We start from the raw sequence: 24,113 nt of genomic DNA, 5'->3' as shown, positions 1-24,113 counted from the left end.
TTACATGTTATTCAGGGTCATTTTTTGATGGTGTATTTTGATCCGACTCTCCTGTAGATCCATAAGGATTATTCAATGGTTGAGTTGGTGCCTCTACATCAATTTGCGTGGGTGGAATGTCTTCGTCTTGATATTCTTCCGCAACAGTTGAAGCATCCATTTGCTCAGTAAGTGGTGGAGTGACTTGTTCAGGCTGATTTGGTCTTGGCTTATTCGCGTCAGATTTCGCTTTATCGATTAAGTCAGTCAACAATCGCTCTGCAGGTTGGCGACCACCTAGACCAAAAGCAAGCGCAAAAGCGACAGCAACCGCTCCAAGTGTTAATCCAAAGGCTAAGTTTACGATTGAGTCAGCGATTCCCATTGCACGCAAGCCCATTGCCACGACTAAACCAATGATCAGTACTCGGACAAGATTCGCTAACCAATGTGCGCTATTGGTCTCACCACGCTTCACCACATTGGCAACAAGATTTGCTAACCAGAAACCAATGACGAGGATAACTGCACCTAAAAGTACATTCGCTCCGAAATAAATGAACATCGCAATCAAATCACTAATTTGATCGAAGCCCAAACGATTCGCAGCTTCAGACACCGCAAAGAGCATGGTGAAGAATACAATCAAATGACCGACAACTTTTGATATTTTGGTTTGACCCAAAAATCGTTGCATATCGAGCTTTTGAGGAATGTTATCAACACCTGTCCCAGCGATCACTTCAACCACAAGATTAGATACGAAACGTGAGACCACATAAGCAATGATCAGGATTAAACCTGCTGCGATGATATGTGGAATTGCATTCATGATTTCATACAACATAGCCGTTGCTGGTTGTGAAATCGCGTCTACACCCAAAGCCTCAAACGCAATAATCAGTGAAGTAATGATGACTAAGGCAAATACAAATGATCCTAATAGCTTAGGCAGATTAGAATTTTTAAAAACTCCGACTTTTTCAGCTTGCTGTTGGACATTCAAACTTGAAAGTAGCCCTTCGACAATACCGCGTACAATTTTTGCCAAAATGTAACCAACAAATAAAATCACACCTGCCATAAAGATATTCGGCAAGTATGCAACGGCTTCAGTCACCATATTCTGAACTGGATATAACAAACCATTTAAGCCCAAAATAGACAGCACGATCGGTAAGAACAGCAATAAAATGAGCCAGTAAACAATTTCACTGATATTTTGACTAAATGAGCTCACACCAACGTCTTGACTGAGCTTTTCATCCAATTGTGTACGACTGAGTAGTCGAGTTAATCCAACTTTGACTAAATTTGCTACGATCCATCCAATAAAACCAACTGCTACCGCAGCCAATAATTGTGGGATAAATAGTAAGAATTGTTGAACCATATTACTAAACGGACCACTCACACTGGTCAGGTTTAAAACGTTGAGTGAACCGATAACAGCAATAATGAGGATCAGCCAGAAAACGACTCTGGAGATGATATTTTCTATATTTGAGCGATGTCCTGTCGCGCTACTCAATTTTTGATTGGTATTTAATTTTGCAAGTACCTTCTTAACCCCTGCGGCAACGATTAAAGCGATGATCCATCCTATGAGTAAAATGGCCACTGCAGCAATAATTGGTTGGAATTGCTCCCAATAATACATTGCATCAAAGCCCCCATTTCGAGTGAAGCCGTTATATTCATCATTCATTGGTTACGCCTCTTCTTATGTTAAGTGTTCTGAATTACGATTGATTTAATTCTTTTCCCTAGATCATTTTTCGATCGCGTCATCACACCATAAATTTCGAATATTTTTTAATCAACTCAAAGCATCATAAATACAACACATTGTTGCAAATCAAGAAAAAACCCAGCCTAAGCTGGGTTTAAACATGAAAAGTGTAGTGGTTTATTGATCGTTTGCGACCGCAGTAACGGTATTATCCACTGCTGAATCTGTTGCCGTTGCTGTATCTGCATTATCTTGAGTTGCAGGAATAGTCGTATCAGCAGGAATTTGACCTGGTGTTGGTTCACGATCAGCGAGCATATAGAAAATGAAGGCTGCTAAAAAAATACCAACGATAATCAGAATATACACTGGGATCTTACTTTTCTTCTTTTGATCATTATGGGTCGGATGATTGGATTGATCTACCATGATGCCCCTCTTATGTATTTTGATGATTTTTTATACTAGCAATCTATCATGTTGTTTTGTGTGAAAAAACATTATCAATTCGTACCGATCAAAGCACATGAGCTGTGATGCAAAATAGAGTATAATATGCACCCTCCTCATTTTTATTGTCGATCTGTATGACCTATCGCCGACAAAGTGTCTCTTTAGATTTAGACACAGATGTCACTCATGCCTGTTCTTTGCATCATACCCGTGATGGGCATTTGATTGGAATTATTGAGTTTACGAAACCAAGCTATGTGCTGAAGTGGGGTGACTTAGAGTATTTCCGCCGTCGCACTGAAGAATTTTCAGTGATGCCCTTTCCTGAATGTGTCAACGGCATGATCATCGACATTCGTAACATCGCTTGCTTCTTAGATAATGAAGTGCCCATTATTCCTTGGCGTTTACTCGAGGAAGAATGCCCAATTCGTTTAGTGGTTCCACACGATCGTTTGGAACATTATGCAGGTTTATTTGAACCGACTTGGCTCACGAGTGATGTCGATACTGCGATTCAAGAGATTCGTCAATTTATGGATATGTTTGTCCATTAAGTATGTCGCATAGTATTCCTATGTAATTAGAAAAAAACCTCCGAGATGGAGGTTTTTTTTGTGCCGTAATTCACTCTCCCAAAGGGAGAGGGTGATTAGGACTTACCAATAGTTCTCTACTGCAATATTTCCTTCACCACGGCGATTCATGGTTAGACCACGGGCTTTCAGTGCCTCTTTTGTATCTTCAACCATTTGGGGATTCCCACACAGCATGATATGTGACGTTTGCGGATTAAAATCGACACCTACGGTTTTCTCTAACGCTCTATTTTCGATCAATACTGGCAATCGATCATGCAATGGTGCATTTGGATCACGTGTAATAATTGGCACAAATTTAAATCCTGTATGACCTTCACCAAAGGTATCCGCGACTTCCTGAATTCGGTCTACGTAAGCCAATTCACTTGCTGTTCTCACACTGTAAACCAAATGAATATTTTTATATTTTTGCCATACTTCAAAGTCTTGCAACATAGAAATAAATGGTGCGAGCCCCGTGCCTGTCGCCAATAACCACAGGTCATTTGGCATAGGTAACTGGTAACGTGCTAACGTCAAAAATCCATAAGGAATCTTTTCCAAATAAAGTTCATCACCAACTTTGAGATGTTGTAAATTTGATGTAAAAGCACCATCTGGTACAACAATTGAAAAGAATTCTAAGGTTTCATCAAAAGGCGATGAAACGACAGAATACGCACGTACCACTAAATCATCGCCAACTTTCAAACCAATACGCGCGAACTGCCCTGCGGTAAATTTAAAATGTGCGGGACGCGTCATGGTAAAGCTAAATAAAGTGTTGGTCCAACGATGTACAGAAAGGACTTTTTCTACGCTAAATTTTTCAATTGACATAATTTCTACGTGGCATGACAGACTGCGCTCATGGTAGCATGACAATATAATTTATTAATATTTTTTCACATTAAGGCTTCATTCATGCGCATGACATTACGCCAACTGGCTGTTTTCGTAGCTGTCGCTCAAGAGGGTACAGTAACTAAAGCAAGTGATGCTGTACGACTCACACAAAGTGCTGCAAGTATGGCGTTAGCAGATCTTGAAGATGGTCTCGGTGCACCATTATTTGATCGCTTAGGAAAACGACTTCAACTGAATGACTTGGGTCGTTTTTTACTCCCACAGGCGCTTGAAATTTTAGGTCGATGTGAATCATTTGAACAAGCGGCAAAAGGCGAGCTTCAAAGTATTGATCTCCGTATTGGGGCGACTTTGACCATTAGTGATTATTTGATGCCTGATTTAATGGCTGATTTTCTTCAATTACAACCACAAGCACATTTGCAACTTCAAGTGGGCAATACGCGTCAAATGATTGAAGCTGTTAATCAATTCCAACTTGATTTAGCCCTTATTGAAGGTTCATGTCACTTACCTCAATTACAATCGATCCACTGGCGTGATGATGAGCTTGCTGTGTGTTGCTCACCAGATCATCCCCTAGCGAAATTAGACCGCCCTCTGACCATTGAAGACTTTAAACAGGCTGAATGGATTTTACGTGAAGAAGGTTCAGGGACTCGTGAAGTCTTTGACAACGCAATCCTGCAAGACTTACCGAATGCCAATATTCGTTTAACTTTGGGTCATAATGAAGCTATTTTGAAAATTGTTGCTGGTGGTTTAGGCATGTCATGTATTTCAAAATTAGCCATTGAACCATTAAGAGAGAAACAGCAACTGGTGATTTTAGAAACGCCGTTCTGGCAACTCACACGCCCTTTATTTATGTTAGTACACCGTCAAAAATATCAGGGACCTGGTTTAAAAGCCTTTATGAAATTCTGTGATGCTTAATAAAAAAAGCTCCTCATTGGAGCTTTTTTTATTTCTCAGCTTCTTTCTTTTGTTCTTTGATAATGTGTTCTTGTTCTACCGCATAAATTTTTGCTTTTGCGTCTTGCTCTTCTCTGTATTGCTCATATTTTTGAAATCCCCAAACACCCAGATTAATGAACACTAAAATAGGGACAATACTTGCAAATATCCATGGATTAAATTGCTTGTTTGGATCTTTTATCTTCTTGGCTTTTTTCTTTGATTTTTTATCAGCTCCGAATTCATCAACACGCGAACTCGTAATGAATTTTTGCGCATTAAATTTTAATTGAAAATGCGTTTTAACATCAGGGAGTTCTTTACGTACAACTTTTGGTGGGCGCCCTTTTGCATGGGTTGGCTCGGGTAGATGATCATCTACGTTCTCTTCAGGCGTACTCTCATTCAATGGTTGAACTTTCGTAAGTGGTACGACAGCTGACTCATCTAAGACTGGCACACGGCGACTTGGCTTTGATTCGAGCATTTCTTTAATTTGCTCTTCCTCAAGAGGTTCACCTAAGGAAATTTTAGATACTGGATCTGAAACTTGATCTGCATGATGTTCAGCACCAGAACCATCCAACACGATTGATTCTTTACTCAGTGTATTAAAATTTAGTTCAAAATCTTGGATTTGTGTTTGTGAGTCAAGCGTACTTTCCTGATCTGCAAGACGCTTTTCGATCAGCTCATCTAGCTCTTGTTCAAACTTCTTAGACTCACCTTCTAAATCTTCGTGCGCACGATAAAAAAGTTGATTCAAGGGTTGTTCGACGCGTGCATGTTTATTGTCCAACCGCACGATAAATTTTGCATGACGTTGGTCGTCTTTATCGACCACGATACATTTCACACGCTCACCAATTTGAGGCGCGATACTGGAATTTGCCATGTCATTCAATACGAAATGTACATCAAAATCATGATCATTGATTTTGATAATTCCTGCTTTCAATGCAGGGTCGTACGAATGTAAAACACCCCTGTAAAACATGTTATTTCCCCAGCATAAAAAAGATTGATTCTTAGTAATTAGTTTTTTAAATTTATCGTTGAATCAAAATCTTAATAAAAAAGGAGGCCTTAGCCTCCTCTATAATTTAATCAAATTTTAATCTTTTTGTACAGAACCAAAAATTTTATCGCCAGCATCCCCAAGACCCGGAACGATATAACCATTCTCGTTTAAACCGTTGTCTACAGCTGCGGTAAAAATGACAACATCAGGATGTGCTTCTTCCACACGTTTAATACCTTCTGGTGCTGCAACCAAAACCATCACTCGGATATCTTTACAACCACTCGCTTTAAGGACATCAATAGCAGCAACCAATGATGATCCAGTCGCAAGCATTGGATCAATAATCATCGCTATACGGTTTTGTACGTCAGGTACCAATTTCTTATAGTATGTACGTGCTTCTAATGTTTCCTCATCACGCTCTAAACCAAGAACAGAAACTTTTGCACTTGGAATAAGATTTAAGAAACCATCAAGCATACCAATGCCAGCACGTAAAATTGGTACAACAGTAATTTTTTTACCTGCAATACGCTGTGTTGTCACCGGGCCATTCCAGCCATTAATTTCGTGATCTACAACAGGTAAATCTTTGGTTGCTTCGTAAGTCAGTAACATTGTGACTTCTTGCGCTAACTCACGGAAGTTCTTCGTGCTGATATCTGCACGGCGTAATAAACCTAATTTATGACGAATGAGCGGATGACGAATTTCTTGGATTGGCACGGGAGAACACCTGAAGCATAAATGTAAATTCTGTCTATTATAAATGTTTTTAATATAAGAAATAAGAAAAGCCCTCAATGAATGAGGGCTTTTTTTGTTAACAACAATAGTTTTTTTAGATTAATCGATCAACTATTGAAGAACGATATGTAATGGCGCGATCAATTGTGCTTGATTTGCCATCGCAATGACTGGATCTGGATATACACCGATTACAAGCACTGCAAGCGCAGCAAGCAATACCATAATACCACCCACTTTTTGACCCCAATGTTTATCAGCATCAATACGTGGAGTGTCTGGTGGCGTCATATACATGACGATCATGACACGTAGGTAATAGTATAGACCAATACCAGAACCCACAATGATCATCGCAGCGAAGAACCAATGTGCTTCAGACACAACTGTCATGATCAGCATGAATTTACCGATGAAGCCTGCAGTTAACGGAATACCTGCAAGAGATAGCATCATCACAGTCAGTGTTGCCGTCAATACTGGACGACGCCAGAATAGACCACGGTAGTCTGCAAGTGATTCTGCTTCGTCATTGTTGTTGTATGGGCTAGACATCAACGCTACAGCACCAAACGCACCAATCGTCGTTAATACATACGTTAATACATATAAACTTACTGACGTTAAGCTTAAGAAAGATGTCGTAACAACAGCAAGGAATAAGTAACCAAAATGCGCAATTGACGAGTATGCCAAAATACGTTTTAAGTTCACTTGTTTCACTGCAAGCATGTTACCAATCAAGATTGATAACACTGCAATGACGATCAAAATCGTTTTGATCGATTCGATACCAATTACACCTGAAGACAGTAAGTAACGTACGAATAAACCAATCATTGCAACTTTAGCTACAGTAGCAAGGAATGTTGCAATTGGTGCTGGAGCACCTGCATACACATCTGGCGTCCATTTATGGAATGGCGCTAAAGACAATTTAAATGCAACAGCTGCGATGATTAAACCAAGACCTAAGATTCCAAATACAGTGGTAAGTTTCTCACCAAATTGAGGAATATAAGATTGCAGCGCCATCATTAATTGAGGATCTTGAGACTTAGTTAACGCCCAGAACATATCATCCACTTGACCCGCAAATGATAATGAACCTAGAACTGAGTAAACATAAGCCATACCCATCAACAACATTGCAGAAGCAGTTGCTGAAAGTACAAGATATTTAATACCTGCTTCGAGTGACTTACCGCGTTGGTAGGTATAAGCAATCAGACCGTACACTGGAATCGACATTAACTCTAAGCTAATGAAGAATGATGCAAAGTGTGAACTTGTTACCATTAACATTGCCCCTGAAACAGAGATCAACATTAATAGATAAAGTTCTTCACGATTATCTTTATAGGTTTCGATATATGCATGTGACAGTGTGCAACAAGCCAATGCAGCAATCAAAATAATCACTTGATAGAACAGACCAAAAGCATCAACCATAAATAGGTTCATGACATTTGGTGAGATCTGAGAACCTGTAAACAACGTGAATAGAATATTCAACAATGCAAGGTTAAGACCGATAACAGATACTGTCGCAATCAAATTATGATTACGTTTGATTGCAGTCAAAATCATTACGATGATTGCTGTTAAAGCAACAATCATCACAGGAGCTAATGGCATTAGCTCAGAAAATGATAGTGTGAAGTTCATGACTTATTGCATCTCCACATTTTCGAGTTGAGTTGTGGCTTGTTCAACCACTTCAACTACTTCTTGTACTGGAATGTAGCTATTCGCAATCCAAGCCAAACTTGATTCTGAAATATCAAGGAAGCTTTGTGGATACAAACCAAGCCATAACAGACCGAACGCACAAATTAACAAAATACCAAGCTCACGCGCATTAAGATCTTTTAATGGGTTCGCATAGTGTTGTTTTTGCTCTTCGTTTGGCACACCAAATAACGCTTTATGAATCAGGATTAAACCATATAGACCCGCAAATACTAAGCTGATCGCAGCAATAATCGTGAATGTAGGGAATTGAGCAAATGCACCCATCAAGATGAGGAACTCACCAATGAAGTTACCTAAGCCAGGGATACCTACAAGCGCAGCAATAAAGAACATCAAGAAGAATGGTAAATACTGGAATTGACCACGAATACCACCCATCAAGCGTAAATCACGTGTGTGAAGACGCTCATACACTTGACCACACATAATGAATAATGCTGCTGACGATAAACCGTGAGCCAACATCATGACCATCAGACCTTGGAAGGTCAGGATGTTACCTGCGTAGATTGCAAGTAAAACAAAGCCCATGTGTGAAATCGACGTATACGCCAACAAACGTTTCATATCGGTTTGCTGGAAAGCACACCAAGCACCGTAGAAGATACCGATTAAACCGAAAATGATTGCTACATCAGCAAACTGCGCTGAAGCAACTGGGAAGAATGGAATGACGAAACGAAGTAAACCGTAAGCCGCTGTCTTAATTAAGATACCCGCAAGGTCTACAGAACCTGCTGTAGGTGCTTGTGCGTGCGCGTCTGGTAACCAACCATGCAATGGGAAAACAGGAAGTTTGACTGCAAAACCAATAAACAAACAAATCATAAATGCAAAGGCAATTGATGACGTTTGTGGGTTAGCATCCAATGTATTCGCAACAGCGAGTAAATGGTTATAACTGAAGCTGATTGTATCTGTCATCATGAAACCGTAGATCACAAGACCTAAGATACCAATCAACATGATCAGACCAGCCACCTGCGTGTAAATAAAGAATTTAGTCGCAGCGTAAACACGAGATTTACCAGAAGCACCTTTGTGGCCCCAGAGTGCAATCAAGAAGTAGATTGGAACGAGCATCATCTCCCAGAAGAAGAAGAACAAGAACAAATCAACAGCCAAGAATACACCGATCACGCCACCTAAAGACCATAAAAGGTTTAAGTGGAAGAAACCAACGTTCTTCTGAATTTCACCCCAAGAACAGCCAACCGCCAATACACCTAGTAAAGCAGTTAAACCGACCATGAGAAGTGAAAGACCATCCACCGCTAAGTGGATGTTAATGCCAAAGGTTTGAATCCAAGGTACATAGAACTCTGCAGACCAAGTCGGTACAGTTTCACCAATTTGGTAGCTGTAGGTACCTGATTGCCATAAAGCAACGGTCATGCCCAAAGTAATGAGCATACCCACAAGTGCGATATAACGTGGTAGGTGTTGATCTAATTTATCAACGACCCAACAAATAAAACCAGCAATGAACGGAATGAGGATCAGCGCGGGTAAATACCAGTTATTGATGTTTTCCATCTTATTTCCCCACGATCTGAGTCACGATCAGAATCATGATAATCACCACGATACCGAACGCCATGCTCGATGCGTACTCACGCAAAGAACCTGTTTGACGTGAACTAGTGAAGCTATGACCACCTTTAACAATCGCTGGCAATACAAGCCATACGCCATCAATCGGGTCACGACCAATCATTTTTGCAATAAATAAGTAAGGTTTTACAAACACGAGGTCATATAACGCATCGAAACCAAGCGCATTACGACAGATATTTGCAAGTCCAGCACCCAATGAAGTGCGAGCAAAACCTTGAACTGCTTTATAAGCAAAAGCAAATAAGACAACACCAACCGCTAAACCAGCAAGTGCGATTGCAATAGCGACATATTCTGCACCATGCGCACCAGCTTCTAGCGCTTCAGGAATAACAAATGCAGGGATTTGTGCTGCATCAAGAATACTCATGACTGGCGCTTTAAGTACGATTGCCAAACCTGTAGAAAGGACAGCAAGAATCGCTAAAGGAGCCCAGTAAGTTGCACCTTTGATTTCGTGATATGGCGTTTTCTCTTCGCCAAAGAACACAATCCAAATTAAACGGAACGTGTAGATTGACGTTAAGAATGCACCAGCAACACCGACCCAATACAATGTATTGAATACAGGTAAGCCTGCGATATGACTTTGTGTCCACACAGCCGCCAAGATTGCATCTTTTGAGAAGAAACCAATCGTTAAGAATGGAATCGCTGCTAAGGCACCGCCACCGATCGCGAAACAAGCAAATAAAAATTTATTACGCTTGAACAAACCACCCATTTTGAAAATGTTTTGTTCGTGATGGTATGCAAGAATCACCGCACCTGATGACAAGAACAACAACGCTTTGAAGAATGCGTGTGTCAACATGTGGAATAGACCAGCTTGGTATGCTTCAGCACCTACAGCCATAAACATATAACCCAACTGACTCATGGTTGAGTAAGCAAGAATACGTTTGATGTCTGTTTGAACCAGTGCAGCAAAACCTGCAACTAATAATGTCACCGCTCCTGTGATTGAGATAAACACCATGACTTCTGGTGCCATTTCAAATACAGAGAACATACGGCAGCATAGGTAAACACCTGCTGTTACCATTGTTGCAGCATGGATTAATGCAGATACTGGTGTAGGACCCGCCATCGCGTCTGCTAACCATGTTTGTAATGGGATTTGCGCAGATTTACCTGCAGCACCCAAGAACAACATTAATGCAGTCCAAATGGTTAACGATGAGCTTTGTGTCATTACCACAGGCGCAGCAGCAACGATTTCAGTAATATTCAATGTTCCAAATTGTTGGAAAATTAAGAATAATGCAATGAGTAAGAAAACGTCACCAATACGTGTCACGGTGAATGCTTTAATTGCAGCAGCACCATTTGCTGGATTTTGGTAGTAATAACCAATCAGCAAGTATGAGCACAGACCAACACCTTCCCAGCCTAAGAATAACAACGCAAGGTTGTCACCCAACACAAGCAATAACATGCTTGCTACGAATAAGTTGAAGTAAGAGAAGAAACGTGCAAAGTCTTCTTCACCACGCATATACCATGATGCAAAGATATGAATTAAGAAACCCACACCCGTAATCATGCCAAGCATAAGTAAAGATAAACCATCTAAGTGCAAGCTAATGCCTGGCTCAAAACCACCCACACTGAACCAAGTCCAAAGGTGAGTCACTTGAGATGTTTCACCGCTGTTGATGAAATTCATACCAGCCAATAATGCACATAGTGCAGAAAGACCAACTGAACCCACACCAATAATGGCAGCTACAATTTCAGGAAGCTTATTACGCCCTGCCGCTAAAAGGATAAAACCAATGAGCGGAAATAATATGGTTAATGCTAATAAACTCATCCGCGCATCTCACTAGCAGCATCTACATCCAAATGATGGAAGCGATGATAGAACTGAAGGACGATCGCAAGCCCGATACACGCTTCTGCCGCAGCAAGCGTTAAGATCAAGATAAACATGATCTGACCATCTGGTTGCACCCATGCACTACCAGCAAGGACGAATGCAAGCGCTGCTGCATTCATCATGATCTCAAGGCTCATTAACATAAATAAAAGGTTGCGTCGCACCATTACACCGTAGAAACCGAGTGCAAAAAGAATGGTTGCAACAATCAAACCATGCTCTAAAGGGATATTACCCATTATTCTTTTTCCTCTTCTGCACTTGGTTCACGTTTGCCTAAGTGGAATGCAGCAACTAACGCAGCAAGCAATAACATTGCGGCAACTTCAACCAATAATAAATATTGTGTAAAGAGTGCTTGACCAACTTCTTTAGGGCCTACAACTTCTGTACCCATTAAAGGACCAGAAATGCTGTGCTCTGAAGTCATTGTCCAAACTAAAACCAGACCCATTAAAAAGCTCATCAATGCAGGGTAAGCCCAAGCATCAGATGTTAACCATTTACGTTCTTGTTCAACAGTTTGAGAACCAAGGTTCAACATCATCACAACGAAGACGAAAAGAACCATAATTGCACCAGCGTAAACAATAATCTCAAGTGCACCTGCAAATGGTGCACCAACGATCATGAACATACCAGCGACTGCAAGTAACGAAACGATTAAGCTTAAAAGTGCGTGTACTGGATTCGCATTAGTCACAACACGAACCGTAGAAACGATGGCCACAAGTGCCATCAAATAAAATGGCCACATCATGGTAATAAGCTCCGTACATCGACAGGTGCGCTTTCACGCTGAGCCTGACCTTTGTCTTTACCAGCTACAGCCATACCCGTTACACGGTAGAAGTTATAGTCTGGATATTTACCAGGACCAGAAATGAGCAAGTTTTCTTTCTCATAAACTAAGTCTTGACGAACGTATTCACTGAGTTCGAAATCAGGTGTCATCTGAATAGCAGTTGTAGGACATGCTTCTTCACACATACCGCAGAAAATACAACGAGAGAAGTTGATACGGAAAAATTCCGGATACCAACGACCATCTTCTTTTTCAGCTTTCTGTAATGAAATACAGCCAACAGGGCAAGCTACAGCACACAAGTTACAAGCTACACAACGCTCTTCACCATCTGGGTCACGTGTCAATACGATACGGCCACGGAATCGTGGTGGAACGATTTCTTCAGCTTTAACTTCAGGGTATAAAATAGTGTCACGTTTACGTGTTGCGTGGCTAAATACCATCCACAACGAACGTACAATTGACCCAAACCCAGCTAGAATTTTATACATAATGTTCTCCCTGCTGTCCTAGGCCTGATTCATCAGAATCACAGCACCAGTCACCAACAAGTTGACCAACGCTAAAGGCAAACAAATCTTCCAACCAAAGTTCATCACTTGGTCATAACGTGGACGCATTAATGAACCACGTGCCAAGACAAACATCATCACAAAGAATGCTGTTTTAATCATGAACCAAAATGCTGGAGGTAGGAAATCTAGACCAAATGGTGCTAACCAACCACCGAAAAATAAGGTTACGATCAAAGCTGAGATCAGGACAACGTTGACGTATTCCGCAACGAAGAACATCCCCCATTTCATACCACCATATTCGACATGGTAACCTTCCGCCAATTCTTGTTCCGCTTCTGGTTGGTCAAATGGGTGACGATGCGTTACCGCAACACCTGCAACCACGAAGATGAGGAAACCTAAGAATTGTGGAATGACAAACCATACATCTTTTTGAGCTTCTACGATTTCACGCATGTTGAATGAGCCTGCAATTGCAACCACACCCATCAAGGAAATACCTAAGAAGACCTCATAAGAAATCGTTTGCGCTGCTGAACGAAGACCACCGAGTAATGCATATTTATTGTTTGATGACCAACCACCAAATAAAACTGCATACACTGCAATACCCGCCATTGCCATAAAGAACAATAGACCGATACTCATGTCTGCAACACCTAAATAAGGTGATACAGGGATAACCATGAACGATAACACCGCAGTTGCCATTGCAACTGCTGGAGCTAAACGGAAAGTCAATTTATCTGCAAACTTTGGTGTCCAGTCTTCTTTGAACATGATTTTCAGCATGTCGGCAACAATCTGGAACATCCCCCCAGGACCTACACGGTTTGGACCGTAACGGTCTTGCCACAAGCCAAGTAAACGACGCTCAATGAAAGACATCAACGCAGCAATCAAAACTACAACGAGCAAGATCACAATCGCTTGAACTACAGAGTAGGCAATTGGCCAGTTCTCAGCCCAAAGCGGCGTTTGACGGATTAATTCTTGTTCCATGAATTATGCTCCTACCGCGACTGATACAGGCTCAGCTAACGATACCGTTGGCGCGAGACCAATTGGGTAACCAATATAACCTGTAGGTAAATATTCAATGACTTGAACAGGAAGAACGATCGAAGCCTCACCTGCTTTCACAGTAATGTTTTGGCCGTCTTTCACATTCAAGCGCGCTGCATCTTGCTCACCCACTGCAAATACCGCTTCTGGAATACGAGACTCCATTGCAGGTGTTTTCACTGTGAATTCACCAGAACCAAAAATATGATGCATTGGAACAAGGCGGAAACTCTCAGCATTTACAAGAACTGGTGCTGGTGCAACGTATGTGCGTGCTGGTAATTTCGCAAGGCGATCAAATAAACGAATACCTGAATCACCACCTTTTAAAGAACCGCCCACTGATTCTTGGAACTTATTCCAAGCTTGTGGCGAGTTCCAACCTGCTGACCATGCAAATGGAACTAACGCTGACGGCGTTTGGTTCCCGACATAACCTTCCATAGAGAATGTTAATGCAGAGTCTTGATCAGTTGGTTGTTTAGGCTCATGGACAGATAACGGCGCACGAAGTGAAGTACGACCAGAGTAACGACGTGGTTCACGTGCCACTTTAAGACCATGGACACGGAATCCTGCATCTGGTGCTACATCTTGAATCGCTTCAAGCGCAGGTACATTCTTGGCAACTGATTCGATGACATCATCAAGCACAGTCCAAGAAATTGCTTTGCCTTTCACGCCAGTTTCAATGGCATGTAACCAACGCCAAGATTCTTTGATCGCAAGTTCTGGTTTGTAGTAACTTGGGTCATATACTTGATAGAAACGTTGTGCACGGCCTTCTTGAGATACCACAGTACCGTCACCTTCAGCAAAGCTCGCTGCAGAAAGAACGATATTCGCTCTTTTCACCGTTTCAGTTTCTGAATGGTCAAGCACGATCACGTCTTTACCAGACAAAGCAGCATCTACTTGCACTGCAGGTAAACGACGATAAAGGTCGTTTTCTACAATCACGACAGTGTCATAGTCTTGTGCAAATGCTTGCTCAAGGCTGTTACCGCCAAAGATTGCTAAGCCCATTGAGTTCACTTCAGGAACAGTCAAAGTTAGACCCGCATTACCCAGATTCTGTGCAACTTGTGCAGCAGCTTCCATAATTGCAGCTTCTTGCAAGCTTGTACCAGAGATAATCAATGGTTTTTTTGCAGCTTTTAAAGTGTCAGCAATGGTTTGAGCAAATGCTTTTGCATCTTCTTCTAAACCGGTAATACTTTCACCTTTCACCGCCGCAGCAACAGCAAAACCTAAACGTGCGATATCATTTGGAGAAGCAACGACTTCACCAGTAGCTACGTCAGATAAACGTGTTTGAGTCGCAGCCAAGATATAAATTGGTGATTTTTCGTCTTGAGCAATACGTTGTACTGGCTCAGCCAACCATTCTTGTGTACGGCGTTCAGCAGCCATTTCTTTGGCTTTGTTCTTCGCAGCTTGACGTACTGACAATGCCATACGTGGTGCAGTTTGTGTTAAATCTTCACCGAGAATTAAGACAGCATCGTAGCTTTCAATTTCACGCATACCTGGGTTATATACACCCTCAGTTTGCATAATGGATGCAGCAAGTTCAACCAAGTTTTGCTCTTTTTGAGACATACCTGTTGAATAGTTTGCTTGTCCAACCAATTCACGAAGCGCAAAGTTAGACTCAAGAGATGCACGTGGAGAACCAATACCCAATACTTTTTTGCCTTGGATTTTCTCAATCACGGTGTCTAACGCTGTATCAACTGAAACAGTCTCTACATTGCTACCTGAACGGAATTGCGGTTGACGTGGACGGTCTTCACGGTTCACATAACCCGTACCGAAACGGCCTTTATCGCACAGGAAGTATTGGTTGACTTCACCGTTAAAACGGTTTTCTACACGGCGTAATTCACCATAACGCTCACCCGGAGAGATGTTACAACCTGAAGAACAGCCTTGGCAGACGCTTGGCGCATACTGCATGTCCCATTTACGGTTATAACGTGCAGAGTGTGTTTTGTCTGTGAATACTCCCGTCGGACATACTTCAGTTAAGTTACCCGAGAACTCAGACTCTAAAGTACCTGATTCTGGACGACCAAAATAAACACGTGAAGCGTTTGCATACACACCGAAGTCTGTGCCACCTGCGTAGTCTTTATAGTAACGAACACAACGGTAACATGCGATACAACGGTTCATCTCGTGCGCAATAAACGAACCAAGTTCTTGGTTGTAATGCGTACGTTTCGTGAAACGGTAACGACGACGGTCATGTTGTGTCATCACCGTCATATCTTGAAGGTGACAATGACCACCTTCCTCACATACTGGACAGTCATGTGGGTGGTTCGTCATCAAGAATTCAACAATAGACGCACGGAAATCTTTTGCTTCTTTGTCTTCAATCGAGATGTAGGTATTGTCAGCTGCAGGTGTCATACATGACATAACTAAACGACCGCGAGTATCTTCTGGATTCGCGTATTGAGTTACAGCACATTGACGGCAAGAACCGACAGAACCTAAGGATGGATGCCAACAAAAGTACGGGATATCAATACCCAAAGACAAGCATGCTTGTAGCAAGTTCTCTGAGCCATTGACTTCATACGATTTGCCATCGACATGAATTGTAGCCATAGTCGAATTCCTTAAGCTTGTTCTACGTTGCTAACTTGAGCAGCGGCATTCACCACTTTTGCTTCAAATTCGCCACGGAAATATTTGAGTGCACCCATGAGTGGTTCCATAGCACCAGGAGCGTGAGCACAGAAAGTCTTACCAATCCAAAGCTTACGTGTAAGCTCTTGCAAATGATCGATGTCTTCTTTCTTGCCTGTACCATCTTCAAGTGCTTTAAGCGCTTTCACCGCCCAAGGTAAACCATCACGACATGGTGTACAGAAACCACATGATTCACGCGCAAAGAATTCTTCTAAGTTACGTGTTGCTGAAACCATACATTGAGTTTCATCAACCACCATGAGCAAACACGTACCTAAACGCGAACCTGCTTTCATGATGCTTTCCGCATCCATTGGAAGATCGATGTGTTCAGCTGCCAAAAAGTCAGTTGATGCACCACCTGGTAACCATGCTTTAAGCTTTAAGCCATCACGCATACCACCCGCATGTTCTTCAATCACTTCACGTGCAGTTGTACCAAATGGAAGCTCCCAAAGACCAGGGAATTTCACTTTACCTGATGCACCATAAATTTTTGTGCCAGGATCTTTCGACTTACCTGCAGATAAATTGATATACCACTCAGGACCACGCAGCATAATTGCTGGTAAGTTATTGTAAGTCTCTACGTTGTTTACAATCGTAGGACGACCCCAAGCACCTGCAACTTGCGGGAATGGTGGTTTTGTACGTGGATTTGCACGGCGACCTTCAAGCGAGTTGATCAATGCAGTTTCTTCACCACAGATATAACGACCCGCACCAGTGTGCACATGTAGTTCAAAGTTCCAGCCAGAACCAAGGATGTTTTCACCCAAGTAACCTTTGGCACGAATTTGCTCTAAAGCTTGGTTCAAATATTTCGCAGCTTCGATGTATTCACCACGGATAAAAATATAGCCATGGGTTGCTTCAAGTGTATAACCTGCAATTAACATCCCTTCGATCAATTGATGAGGAAGTTTTTCCATCAACAAACGGTCTTTGAATGTACCTGGTTCCATCTCATCGGCATTACAAATCAAGTAACGAGGACCTGAATTGTCATTTGGCGCCATGAGCGACCATTTAATCCCTGCAGGGAAACCAGCACCACCACGACCTTTCACAGTCGCTGCTTTAATGATTTCCAATACATCTTTAGGCGGCATTGTGAGTGCTTTCTTGAAACCCTCATACCCTTCAAGAGATTCATAGTCTTCTACACTATGAACAAATTCTTGCTTGCTCAAACGCCATGTTAATGGGTGAGTTTCTGGGTTACCGTCGCCATAAATCGGTTTTGGTTCAGTATTCATACATACTTCTCCAATAACTGTTTCACTGAAGAAACTTCTACTAGGCCGTGAGTATCTTCATTAATCATCAAGGTTGGACCCTTATCACAGTTTCCTAAACAGCAAATCGGGAGCAAAGTAAAACGACCATCAGCAGTCGTTTGACCAAATGAAATCCCGAGTTCGCGTTGGAATGCTTCTGCTAAAGTTTCTGCACCCATCAAGAAGCAAGCAATAGAATCACAAAGCAAAATTACGTTGCGACCTACTGGCTGGCGGTAAATACGGTTATAGAATGTTGCCACACCTTCCAAATCAGCAAGGCTCATTGACAACATCTGCGCAATCGCATTCATTTGCGCATCATCCACCCAACCATTACGACGTTGAACACATTTAAGTGCATCTAAACATGCCGCACGTGGGTATGGGTAATGACCAATGTGATGCTCGATTTCGTGGATTTCTTCCGCAGTTAAAATCCCTTCGACATTCACACGTGGCTTTTTATCAGTCAAAATCATCATAATGCGTACCCCTTAGCGATCCACGTCAGCCATTACGACATCAATCGTCGCTAAATAAATGATTAAGTCAGATACAAGACTGCCGTTAATTACAGAAGGAATTTGCTGTAAGTGCGTGAAGGTTGGTGTACGAATACGGGTACGGTAACTCATCGTTGACTTGTCTGAAGTCAAGTAGTAGTTCGATGCACCTTTTACCACTTCCGCCATAACAGATGCTTCACCTGCTGGCATGACAGGACCCCATGACACGCTTAAGAAGTGCGTAATCAAAGTTTCAATGTCTTGTAGTGTCTTATCTTTCGGTGGTGGAACAGCCAATGGGTGATCCGCTTTATAAGGACCAGATGGCATGTTATCCAAGCACTGCTTGATGATTTTTAAAGATTGTTCGATTTCACGGTAGTGAACGATCACACGTGCATATGCATCGCCTTCGTATTCTACAGGCACTTCGAAGTCGTAATTTTCATAACCGCTATATGGACGATATTTACGTACGTCAAAATCAATACCTGTTGCACGTAAACCTGTACCTGTTACACCCCATGCCAATGCAGATTTTGCATCGTATTGCGCAACATTACGGGTACGACCTTCAAATACCGAGTTTTTAAGTGCTGCAGTATGATATTCCTTCAAACGTTTAGGCATCCAATCCAAAATTTCACGGATCAAATGTTGCCAGTTGTTTGGAAGATCGTGTGCAGTACCACCGATACGGAACCATGCTGGGTGCATACGGTAACCCGTGATTGCTTCAATCGCGTCATAGATCTTTTGACGATCGGCGAACATATAGAATACTGGGGTCATACCGCCGGCATCCTGAATCGCTGTACCGATATAAAGCAAGTGGTTATTAATACGGAATAGTTCCGACATCATGACACGAATACATTGCGCACGTTCTGGCACAGTGATCCCTGCCATCTGCTCCACACCCATCACATAAGGCATGTTTTGCGCACAACCACCTAAGTAGTCAACACGGTCAGTATACGGAATGAATGAATGCCAAGTTTGACGTTCAGCCATCTTTTCCACACCACGGTGGTGATAACCGATATCAGGCACACAGTCTTTCACTTCTTCGCCATCTAACTGCAAGATCACACGGAATGCACCATGCGCAGATGGATGGTTAGGACCCAAGTTCAAGAACATGAAGTCTTCATCAGCATTACCACGTTTTAGACCCCAATCTTCAGGTACAAAACGTAAATGCTCTTGTTCGAAATCTTGTTTCGCTTGGTTCTGACGATAAGGTGTGTATTCAGTCGCACGTGCAGAATATTCTTTACGCAACGGATGACCTTCCCAATACGTTGGCAATAAAATACGACGGAGCATTGGATGCCCTTCGAAGTTAATGCCGAACATATCGTAAGCTTCACGTTCGTACCAGTTGGCATTTGGCCAAATGTTGGTTGCTGTTGGAATATTGAGATCAGACTCATTCAACGCAACTTTAATACGAATATCCGTATTACGCTCTAGTGACAACAAGTGATAGAACACAGTGAAGTCAGACGCAGGTAACCCATCGCGGTGAGTACGTAAACGCTCATCTACCGCTGACAAGTCAAACAACATCACGTAAGGACGTGACACTGTACGCAAGAACATTAATACGTCTTGTACACGTGAGCGCTCAACCCAGACTGTTGGAAAGTCTTCAAAAGTCGTTTGCACGTAGAAATTCTCACCAAACTTGGTTTTGAGCTCTTCTACAATTGCAAATGCTGGGCGTGAATCAACTGGAGTTGATTCTGGCATAGCAATGTCAGTTTCAGCCATTGGCTTGGCTTCCTATTTAATACAAATTCATTCAACCAAAACGACAATTACACCCAAGCGGGTGCATCAATATTATTTGCCGTTAAGATTATTTAATTTCATCCATAGAGCGTAAGTGTTTTACTGCAATACGTTCAGCATTCTTACGGTCACGTTCAGGCTGCATCTTTGGCTTATAAACTGGCTTAAGATCATCACCGATCACCGCAGAAAGCGGACGACGCTCTAATTGAATTTGGTCTTGCAATAACATCAACGCTTGGATTAATGCTTCAGGACGCGGTGGGCAACCTGGAATATACACATCCACTGGAATGATTTTATCGACACCTTGCACAACCGAGTAAATGTCATACATACCGCCAGAGTTTGCGCATGCACCCATTGAGATCACCCATTTAGGTTCTAACATTTGCTCATAAAGGCGTTGAATTACAGGTGCCATCTTGACGAAGCATGTACCCGCAACAATCATCAAGTCCGCTTGACGTGGTGAAGCACGAATTACTTCGGCACCAAAACGTGACAAGTCATGCACGCCTGTTAAAGTCGTTGCATACTCTACGTAGCAGCAAGATGTACCAAAGTTGAACGGCCAAACTGAGTTTTTACGACCCCAGTTTACTGCTGTATGCGCCAAATCCTCTAAACGAGTCATGAACACATTCTTATTCACTTCTTCTTGTAGAAGCGGATCTTCTACAACGATACGCTCTTGAAGTGGATACTGATCAGCATCCGGATTCGCACGGGTTAATGTATATTTCATCCCGTATTACTCCTTATCAGATGATGTAGTCGTTGGCGAAGCTTTTACACGACCAGATGATTGCGCTGGAATTTGACCTGTAGGGTCAACCACCAACTCCTCAATTGAGTTGAAGCGAGTAATTTCTGCGAGATCCATATTTGGCGAACCAATTTTAGGTTTAATCCCTGCTGCTTTACGCTTATCAGATGGCGCCCAATTTAATGCACCAGTAGACAACTCATAAATCAAGCCAACGAGTAAAACTAAAATAAATACAGCTGCTGCTGCAAAACCGATCCAACCCACTTCACGAACTGACGCAGCCCATGCATAGAGATAGAGCGCTTCTAAGTCAAACACAACGAAGAAGATTGCAACCAAATAGAATTTTGCAGATAGACGAATTCGTGCTCCACCAGCACTAACTACGCCTGACTCGAACTGCTCTTGCTTAGCACGTCCCCACGATTTACCCCCTAGGAGTAGCGGGACAGTGAGCATAAAGACGCATAAAAATGTAACGCCGATCACGAAGGCAATTATTGCCCAATCGTATGGAGTAATGGCACTCATGCGGGGATAACTCCTGGCAGGCCTATTTATTAACAAAGAATGTATGTATTGGCCTTCAAATACACCAAACACAAAATTAATCCCGCCAATTGTACCTGATTTATGATTTCTGTTGCTAGCCAATCCCTCTAAGTCTTTAGGATGAATTTTGCCCTTTTTCCAGATTTCATGGTGATTAAAGTCAATAAAACCTTATTTAATCGTAGAAAGTTATCAAGGTGATACAACTGATTATTTTTTCCGAATAATCATTCAAAAAATTCAAGAGGCGTCAATCCACACACTATCACTTTTTTAGTTTTACCATTCGTGTTAGGTCAGCTTTTTTTGCACCAATATGGCTCAATTATTTTTGATTTATTCTATTTTAAAAGTTTTAAATTTTAATTGCTTACAATGTTTTAATTAACTTTATACAAATCGTGCTGATTTTCGTTATATGCTCAATTAAATAATAAGGAGAAGATCTATGAGTCTAGAATTCACACACAAACCTAACTATTTTTTATTTGCTCAGTTGATCGTCCATCATTTAGACAGCTATATCAAAAAACATCCTGATGCAACGAATGCTATTTTTGATTTACGCGATATTTATCAAATTTTCCGCCAAGACCTCGCCTCTACAACCACTAATCTTGATGCTATTCTCAACATCGCAGATGAATATACAGTTGAGACCATTCACGGCGATCAAAAGCTGATTAGCAATTATCATGTTGATGCAACCAATAACAGTTTACTGATCGATTTCAATGCCGATGCCTTAAATGCACTTAAGGAAGGAAAACGCATCATTGAACCGAATGCCAATAATTACCAATAAAAGGCAATATAAATTATAAAAAAAGCGCTTAATCGCGCTTTTTTTTTAATTCTCGCTTTACTCTGATGTTTGACTGGTTTGAACAATCTTCTTCTTTTTAAATCTTTTAGCTGGCCATTGCATAGTAAATCGTGCACCGCCCATTTTAGGACTTTGATCCACTTGAATCGTACCACCAAACCAATAGGCGATTCGGCTTACAATAGATAAGCCCAAACCATATCCACCTGAGGCACGTGTACGACTATCATCCAAGCGAGCAAAAGCTTCGAACACGCGCTTACGATCCTCTTCTGGAATCCCCGGACCATCATCTTCAACTGAAATATACGCCATTCCCTGAGCATCAATTCCACCAGTGATCAGCACTGTATCATCGCAGTATCGGATCGCATTTCCGACTAAGTTTTGTACTACACGATGTAAATAACGGCGTTCCGCATCCACCACCAAAGCTTGTGATGGCAAGTGTAATTGAATATTTTTATTGGTTTTTAATGCTTTAGTTTCAATAGCGACTTGCTCAAGCACTTCGTATAGTCGAATTTCCTCAAAATCAATAGAAGGCATGCCTTGCTCAAGCTTAGCATAGGTCATGATTTCATCAATGAGGGTATTTAAAGCCTCAATGTCTTTATCAATCATTTCTACTTGTTGCTGACGATACTCATAATCCTCTTCATCAACCAACATTTCCATACCAAAGCGAATACGTGCGACTGGCGTTCGCAGCTCATGTGATACAGCTCTCATTAACTCTCGCTGAGCTTCGATCAAACGCTGTATATGATCTGACATACTGTTATAGCTGGCTGCCAAATGTGCTAACTCATCATATCCTTCGACAGGAACGCGAACGGACATATCCCCTTTTTGCATAACATTTAAGGCTGAGTTAACTTGCTTCAACTTGCGTTGCATTGGGACAATCAGACCATACACACCAAGCGACAAAATAAACATACTCAGCAAAGTAATCCCTGCCGCCAATTGGAATGGCATCCAATTGAACATTGGCACTGGTCCCATCACCAATACGTCACCAGACGAATTCGTCATTGGAGAAATAACAGAAATCGTAGTACCACGAATGCTAGCGCTATCCTGATACAGGATAACCCCTTGATCCGCACGTAAACGACCAATTTGCTCGGAATCTAAATTGAGATCAGACAGATTTTGAATGCTTAAATCATAAGAAAAGTGTTGCTTAATTTTTGCAAGATATTCCCTTTCCTGCCCTGGATAATAAACCAAGTATTCCCATACAAAGATTGGTAAGGCCTTCATTTGACGCTCACCGATATTATCCACTTTTACATAAAGTAAATGCTCAGGGTCATCTATTAAACCAATAATAACATAAGCAATACTTTCTTTGGCATCATACCGCACCACTGCTTTGCGCTTTTCTAAACGATATTTTTCGGTGCGTGAAAGTTCGACTTTATCAGATTCTAGATAATAGATTGGAAGTTCGAGCAAATCAGATGCATCTGATATCCAATCCATTCTTTGTTGCATGGTTTGTTGTCTTGAAACACCCTCGCTAATGACGTACGAAATCCCATCAGTCAATGACTCACGGTATTCCTGCGCGCGTTGATAGTTGATGATTTGCACAAGCAAATAACCAAATATGGCAACCAGCACCACCAAAATGACGAGACCTGCGTAGATACGCAGGAATATACTGTGTTTAGACACTAA

At 41.8% G+C, this 24,113-nt stretch carries 22 protein-coding genes; 3 read left to right on the top strand and 19 right to left on the bottom strand.

What is annotated here, in order from left to right; all coding sequences use genetic code 11:
- Positions 1-7 precede the first annotated feature (7 nt).
- Positions 8-1,687, bottom strand: a complete 1,680-nt coding sequence (locus AC1M9N_RS08870; protein WP_481589070.1) for a mechanosensitive ion channel — start codon at positions 1,685-1,687, stop codon at positions 8-10.
- Between the two features lie 201 nt (positions 1,688-1,888).
- Positions 1,889-2,140, bottom strand: a complete 252-nt coding sequence (locus AC1M9N_RS08865; RefSeq protein WP_035267289.1) for a hypothetical protein — start codon at positions 2,138-2,140, stop codon at positions 1,889-1,891.
- A gap of 158 nt (positions 2,141-2,298) precedes the next feature.
- Here AC1M9N_RS08865 and AC1M9N_RS08860 point away from each other — a divergent pair, with 158 nt between their 5' ends.
- Entirely contained in the window at positions 2,299-2,721 is a 423-nt protein-coding gene (locus AC1M9N_RS08860; RefSeq protein WP_035267287.1) for a hypothetical protein, read from the top strand.
- 102 nt (positions 2,722-2,823) lie between these two features.
- Here AC1M9N_RS08860 and AC1M9N_RS08855 read toward each other — a convergent pair whose 3' ends face one another.
- Positions 2,824-3,585, bottom strand: coding sequence for a ferredoxin--NADP reductase (locus tag AC1M9N_RS08855; RefSeq protein ID WP_035267285.1), 762 nt, complete (start codon positions 3,583-3,585; stop codon positions 2,824-2,826).
- An 84-nt stretch (positions 3,586-3,669) separates the two neighbouring features.
- Here AC1M9N_RS08855 and gigC point away from each other — a divergent pair, with 84 nt between their 5' ends.
- Positions 3,670-4,548, top strand: coding sequence for a LysR family transcriptional regulator GigC (gene gigC / locus AC1M9N_RS08850; protein ID WP_481587293.1), 879 nt, complete (start codon positions 3,670-3,672; stop codon positions 4,546-4,548).
- A gap of 28 nt (positions 4,549-4,576) precedes the next feature.
- On the opposite strand, the gene AC1M9N_RS08845 is transcribed toward gigC, so the two are convergent.
- From AC1M9N_RS08845 to ndhC, 15 genes are all read right to left on the bottom strand, one after another.
- Positions 4,577-5,566: a hypothetical protein gene (locus AC1M9N_RS08845; RefSeq protein ID WP_481589069.1), complete on the bottom strand. Its 990-nt coding sequence runs from the start codon at positions 5,564-5,566 to the stop codon at positions 4,577-4,579.
- Between the two features lie 117 nt (positions 5,567-5,683).
- A complete protein-coding gene (upp, locus tag AC1M9N_RS08840; protein ID WP_035267277.1) occupies positions 5,684-6,319 on the bottom strand; it encodes a uracil phosphoribosyltransferase in 636 nt (211 codons plus the stop codon).
- A gap of 132 nt (positions 6,320-6,451) precedes the next feature.
- A complete protein-coding gene (gene nuoN / locus AC1M9N_RS08835) occupies positions 6,452-8,008 on the bottom strand; it encodes an NADH-quinone oxidoreductase subunit NuoN (RefSeq protein ID WP_481589068.1) in 1,557 nt (518 codons plus the stop codon).
- A gap of 3 nt (positions 8,009-8,011) precedes the next feature.
- On the bottom strand, positions 8,012-9,631 hold the full coding sequence (nuoM, locus tag AC1M9N_RS08830) for an NADH-quinone oxidoreductase subunit M (protein WP_481954604.1): 1,620 nt from the start codon (positions 9,629-9,631) through the stop codon (positions 8,012-8,014).
- A gap of 1 nt (position 9,632) precedes the next feature.
- Positions 9,633-11,528 (bottom strand): NADH-quinone oxidoreductase subunit L, encoded by a 1,896-nt coding sequence (gene nuoL / locus AC1M9N_RS08825; protein ID WP_481589067.1) that lies wholly within the window; start codon positions 11,526-11,528, stop codon positions 9,633-9,635.
- Positions 11,525-11,833: an NADH-quinone oxidoreductase subunit NuoK gene (gene nuoK, locus AC1M9N_RS08820; protein ID WP_004695395.1), complete on the bottom strand. Its 309-nt coding sequence runs from the start codon at positions 11,831-11,833 to the stop codon at positions 11,525-11,527. The genes nuoL and nuoK overlap by 4 nt, the downstream gene beginning before the upstream one ends.
- On the bottom strand, positions 11,833-12,351 hold the full coding sequence (gene nuoJ / locus AC1M9N_RS08815) for an NADH-quinone oxidoreductase subunit J (protein ID WP_171076777.1): 519 nt from the start codon (positions 12,349-12,351) through the stop codon (positions 11,833-11,835). The genes nuoK and nuoJ overlap by 1 nt, the downstream gene beginning before the upstream one ends.
- Positions 12,351-12,893: an NADH-quinone oxidoreductase subunit NuoI gene (gene nuoI / locus AC1M9N_RS08810; protein WP_035267267.1), complete on the bottom strand. Its 543-nt coding sequence runs from the start codon at positions 12,891-12,893 to the stop codon at positions 12,351-12,353. The genes nuoJ and nuoI overlap by 1 nt, the downstream gene beginning before the upstream one ends.
- Positions 12,894-12,911: 18 nt before the next feature.
- Complete coding sequence (gene nuoH, locus AC1M9N_RS08805) at positions 12,912-13,922, bottom strand: NADH-quinone oxidoreductase subunit NuoH (protein ID WP_035267266.1); 1,011 nt, start codon at positions 13,920-13,922, stop codon at positions 12,912-12,914.
- A 3-nt stretch (positions 13,923-13,925) separates the two neighbouring features.
- On the bottom strand, positions 13,926-16,604 hold the full coding sequence (nuoG, locus tag AC1M9N_RS08800) for an NADH-quinone oxidoreductase subunit NuoG (protein ID WP_035267264.1): 2,679 nt from the start codon (positions 16,602-16,604) through the stop codon (positions 13,926-13,928).
- An 11-nt stretch (positions 16,605-16,615) separates the two neighbouring features.
- Entirely contained in the window at positions 16,616-17,947 is a 1,332-nt protein-coding gene (nuoF, locus tag AC1M9N_RS08795) for an NADH-quinone oxidoreductase subunit NuoF (protein WP_035267262.1), read from the bottom strand.
- Positions 17,944-18,453, bottom strand: a complete 510-nt coding sequence (gene nuoE, locus AC1M9N_RS08790) for an NADH-quinone oxidoreductase subunit NuoE (RefSeq protein WP_035267260.1) — start codon at positions 18,451-18,453, stop codon at positions 17,944-17,946. Before nuoE ends, nuoF begins: the two co-directional genes overlap by 4 nt.
- 12 nt (positions 18,454-18,465) lie before the next feature.
- Entirely contained in the window at positions 18,466-20,253 is a 1,788-nt protein-coding gene (gene nuoC, locus AC1M9N_RS08785) for an NADH-quinone oxidoreductase subunit C/D (protein WP_035267259.1), read from the bottom strand.
- An 88-nt stretch (positions 20,254-20,341) separates the two neighbouring features.
- On the bottom strand, positions 20,342-21,022 hold the full coding sequence (locus AC1M9N_RS08780; RefSeq protein ID WP_035267257.1) for a NuoB/complex I 20 kDa subunit family protein: 681 nt from the start codon (positions 21,020-21,022) through the stop codon (positions 20,342-20,344).
- Positions 21,023-21,028: 6 nt separating this feature from the next.
- Entirely contained in the window at positions 21,029-21,577 is a 549-nt protein-coding gene (ndhC, locus tag AC1M9N_RS08775; RefSeq protein ID WP_035267255.1) for an NADH-quinone oxidoreductase subunit A, read from the bottom strand.
- Positions 21,578-22,046: 469 nt separating this feature from the next.
- On the opposite strand from ndhC, the gene AC1M9N_RS08770 reads away from it, so the two are divergent.
- Complete coding sequence (locus tag AC1M9N_RS08770; protein ID WP_035267254.1) at positions 22,047-22,403, top strand: hypothetical protein; 357 nt, start codon at positions 22,047-22,049, stop codon at positions 22,401-22,403.
- 57 nt (positions 22,404-22,460) lie between these two features.
- On the opposite strand, the gene bfmS is transcribed toward AC1M9N_RS08770, so the two are convergent.
- Positions 22,461-24,110: a sensor histidine kinase BfmS gene (gene bfmS, locus AC1M9N_RS08765; RefSeq protein WP_481593635.1), complete on the bottom strand. Its 1,650-nt coding sequence runs from the start codon at positions 24,108-24,110 to the stop codon at positions 22,461-22,463.
- Between the last annotated feature and the right edge of the window lie 3 nt (positions 24,111-24,113).

The sequence above is a fragment of the Acinetobacter sp. ANC_7655 genome, assembly GCF_056784015.1.
Note: the sequence above shows the minus strand (reverse complement) of the source record. Positions and strands in the feature narration are given on the sequence as shown.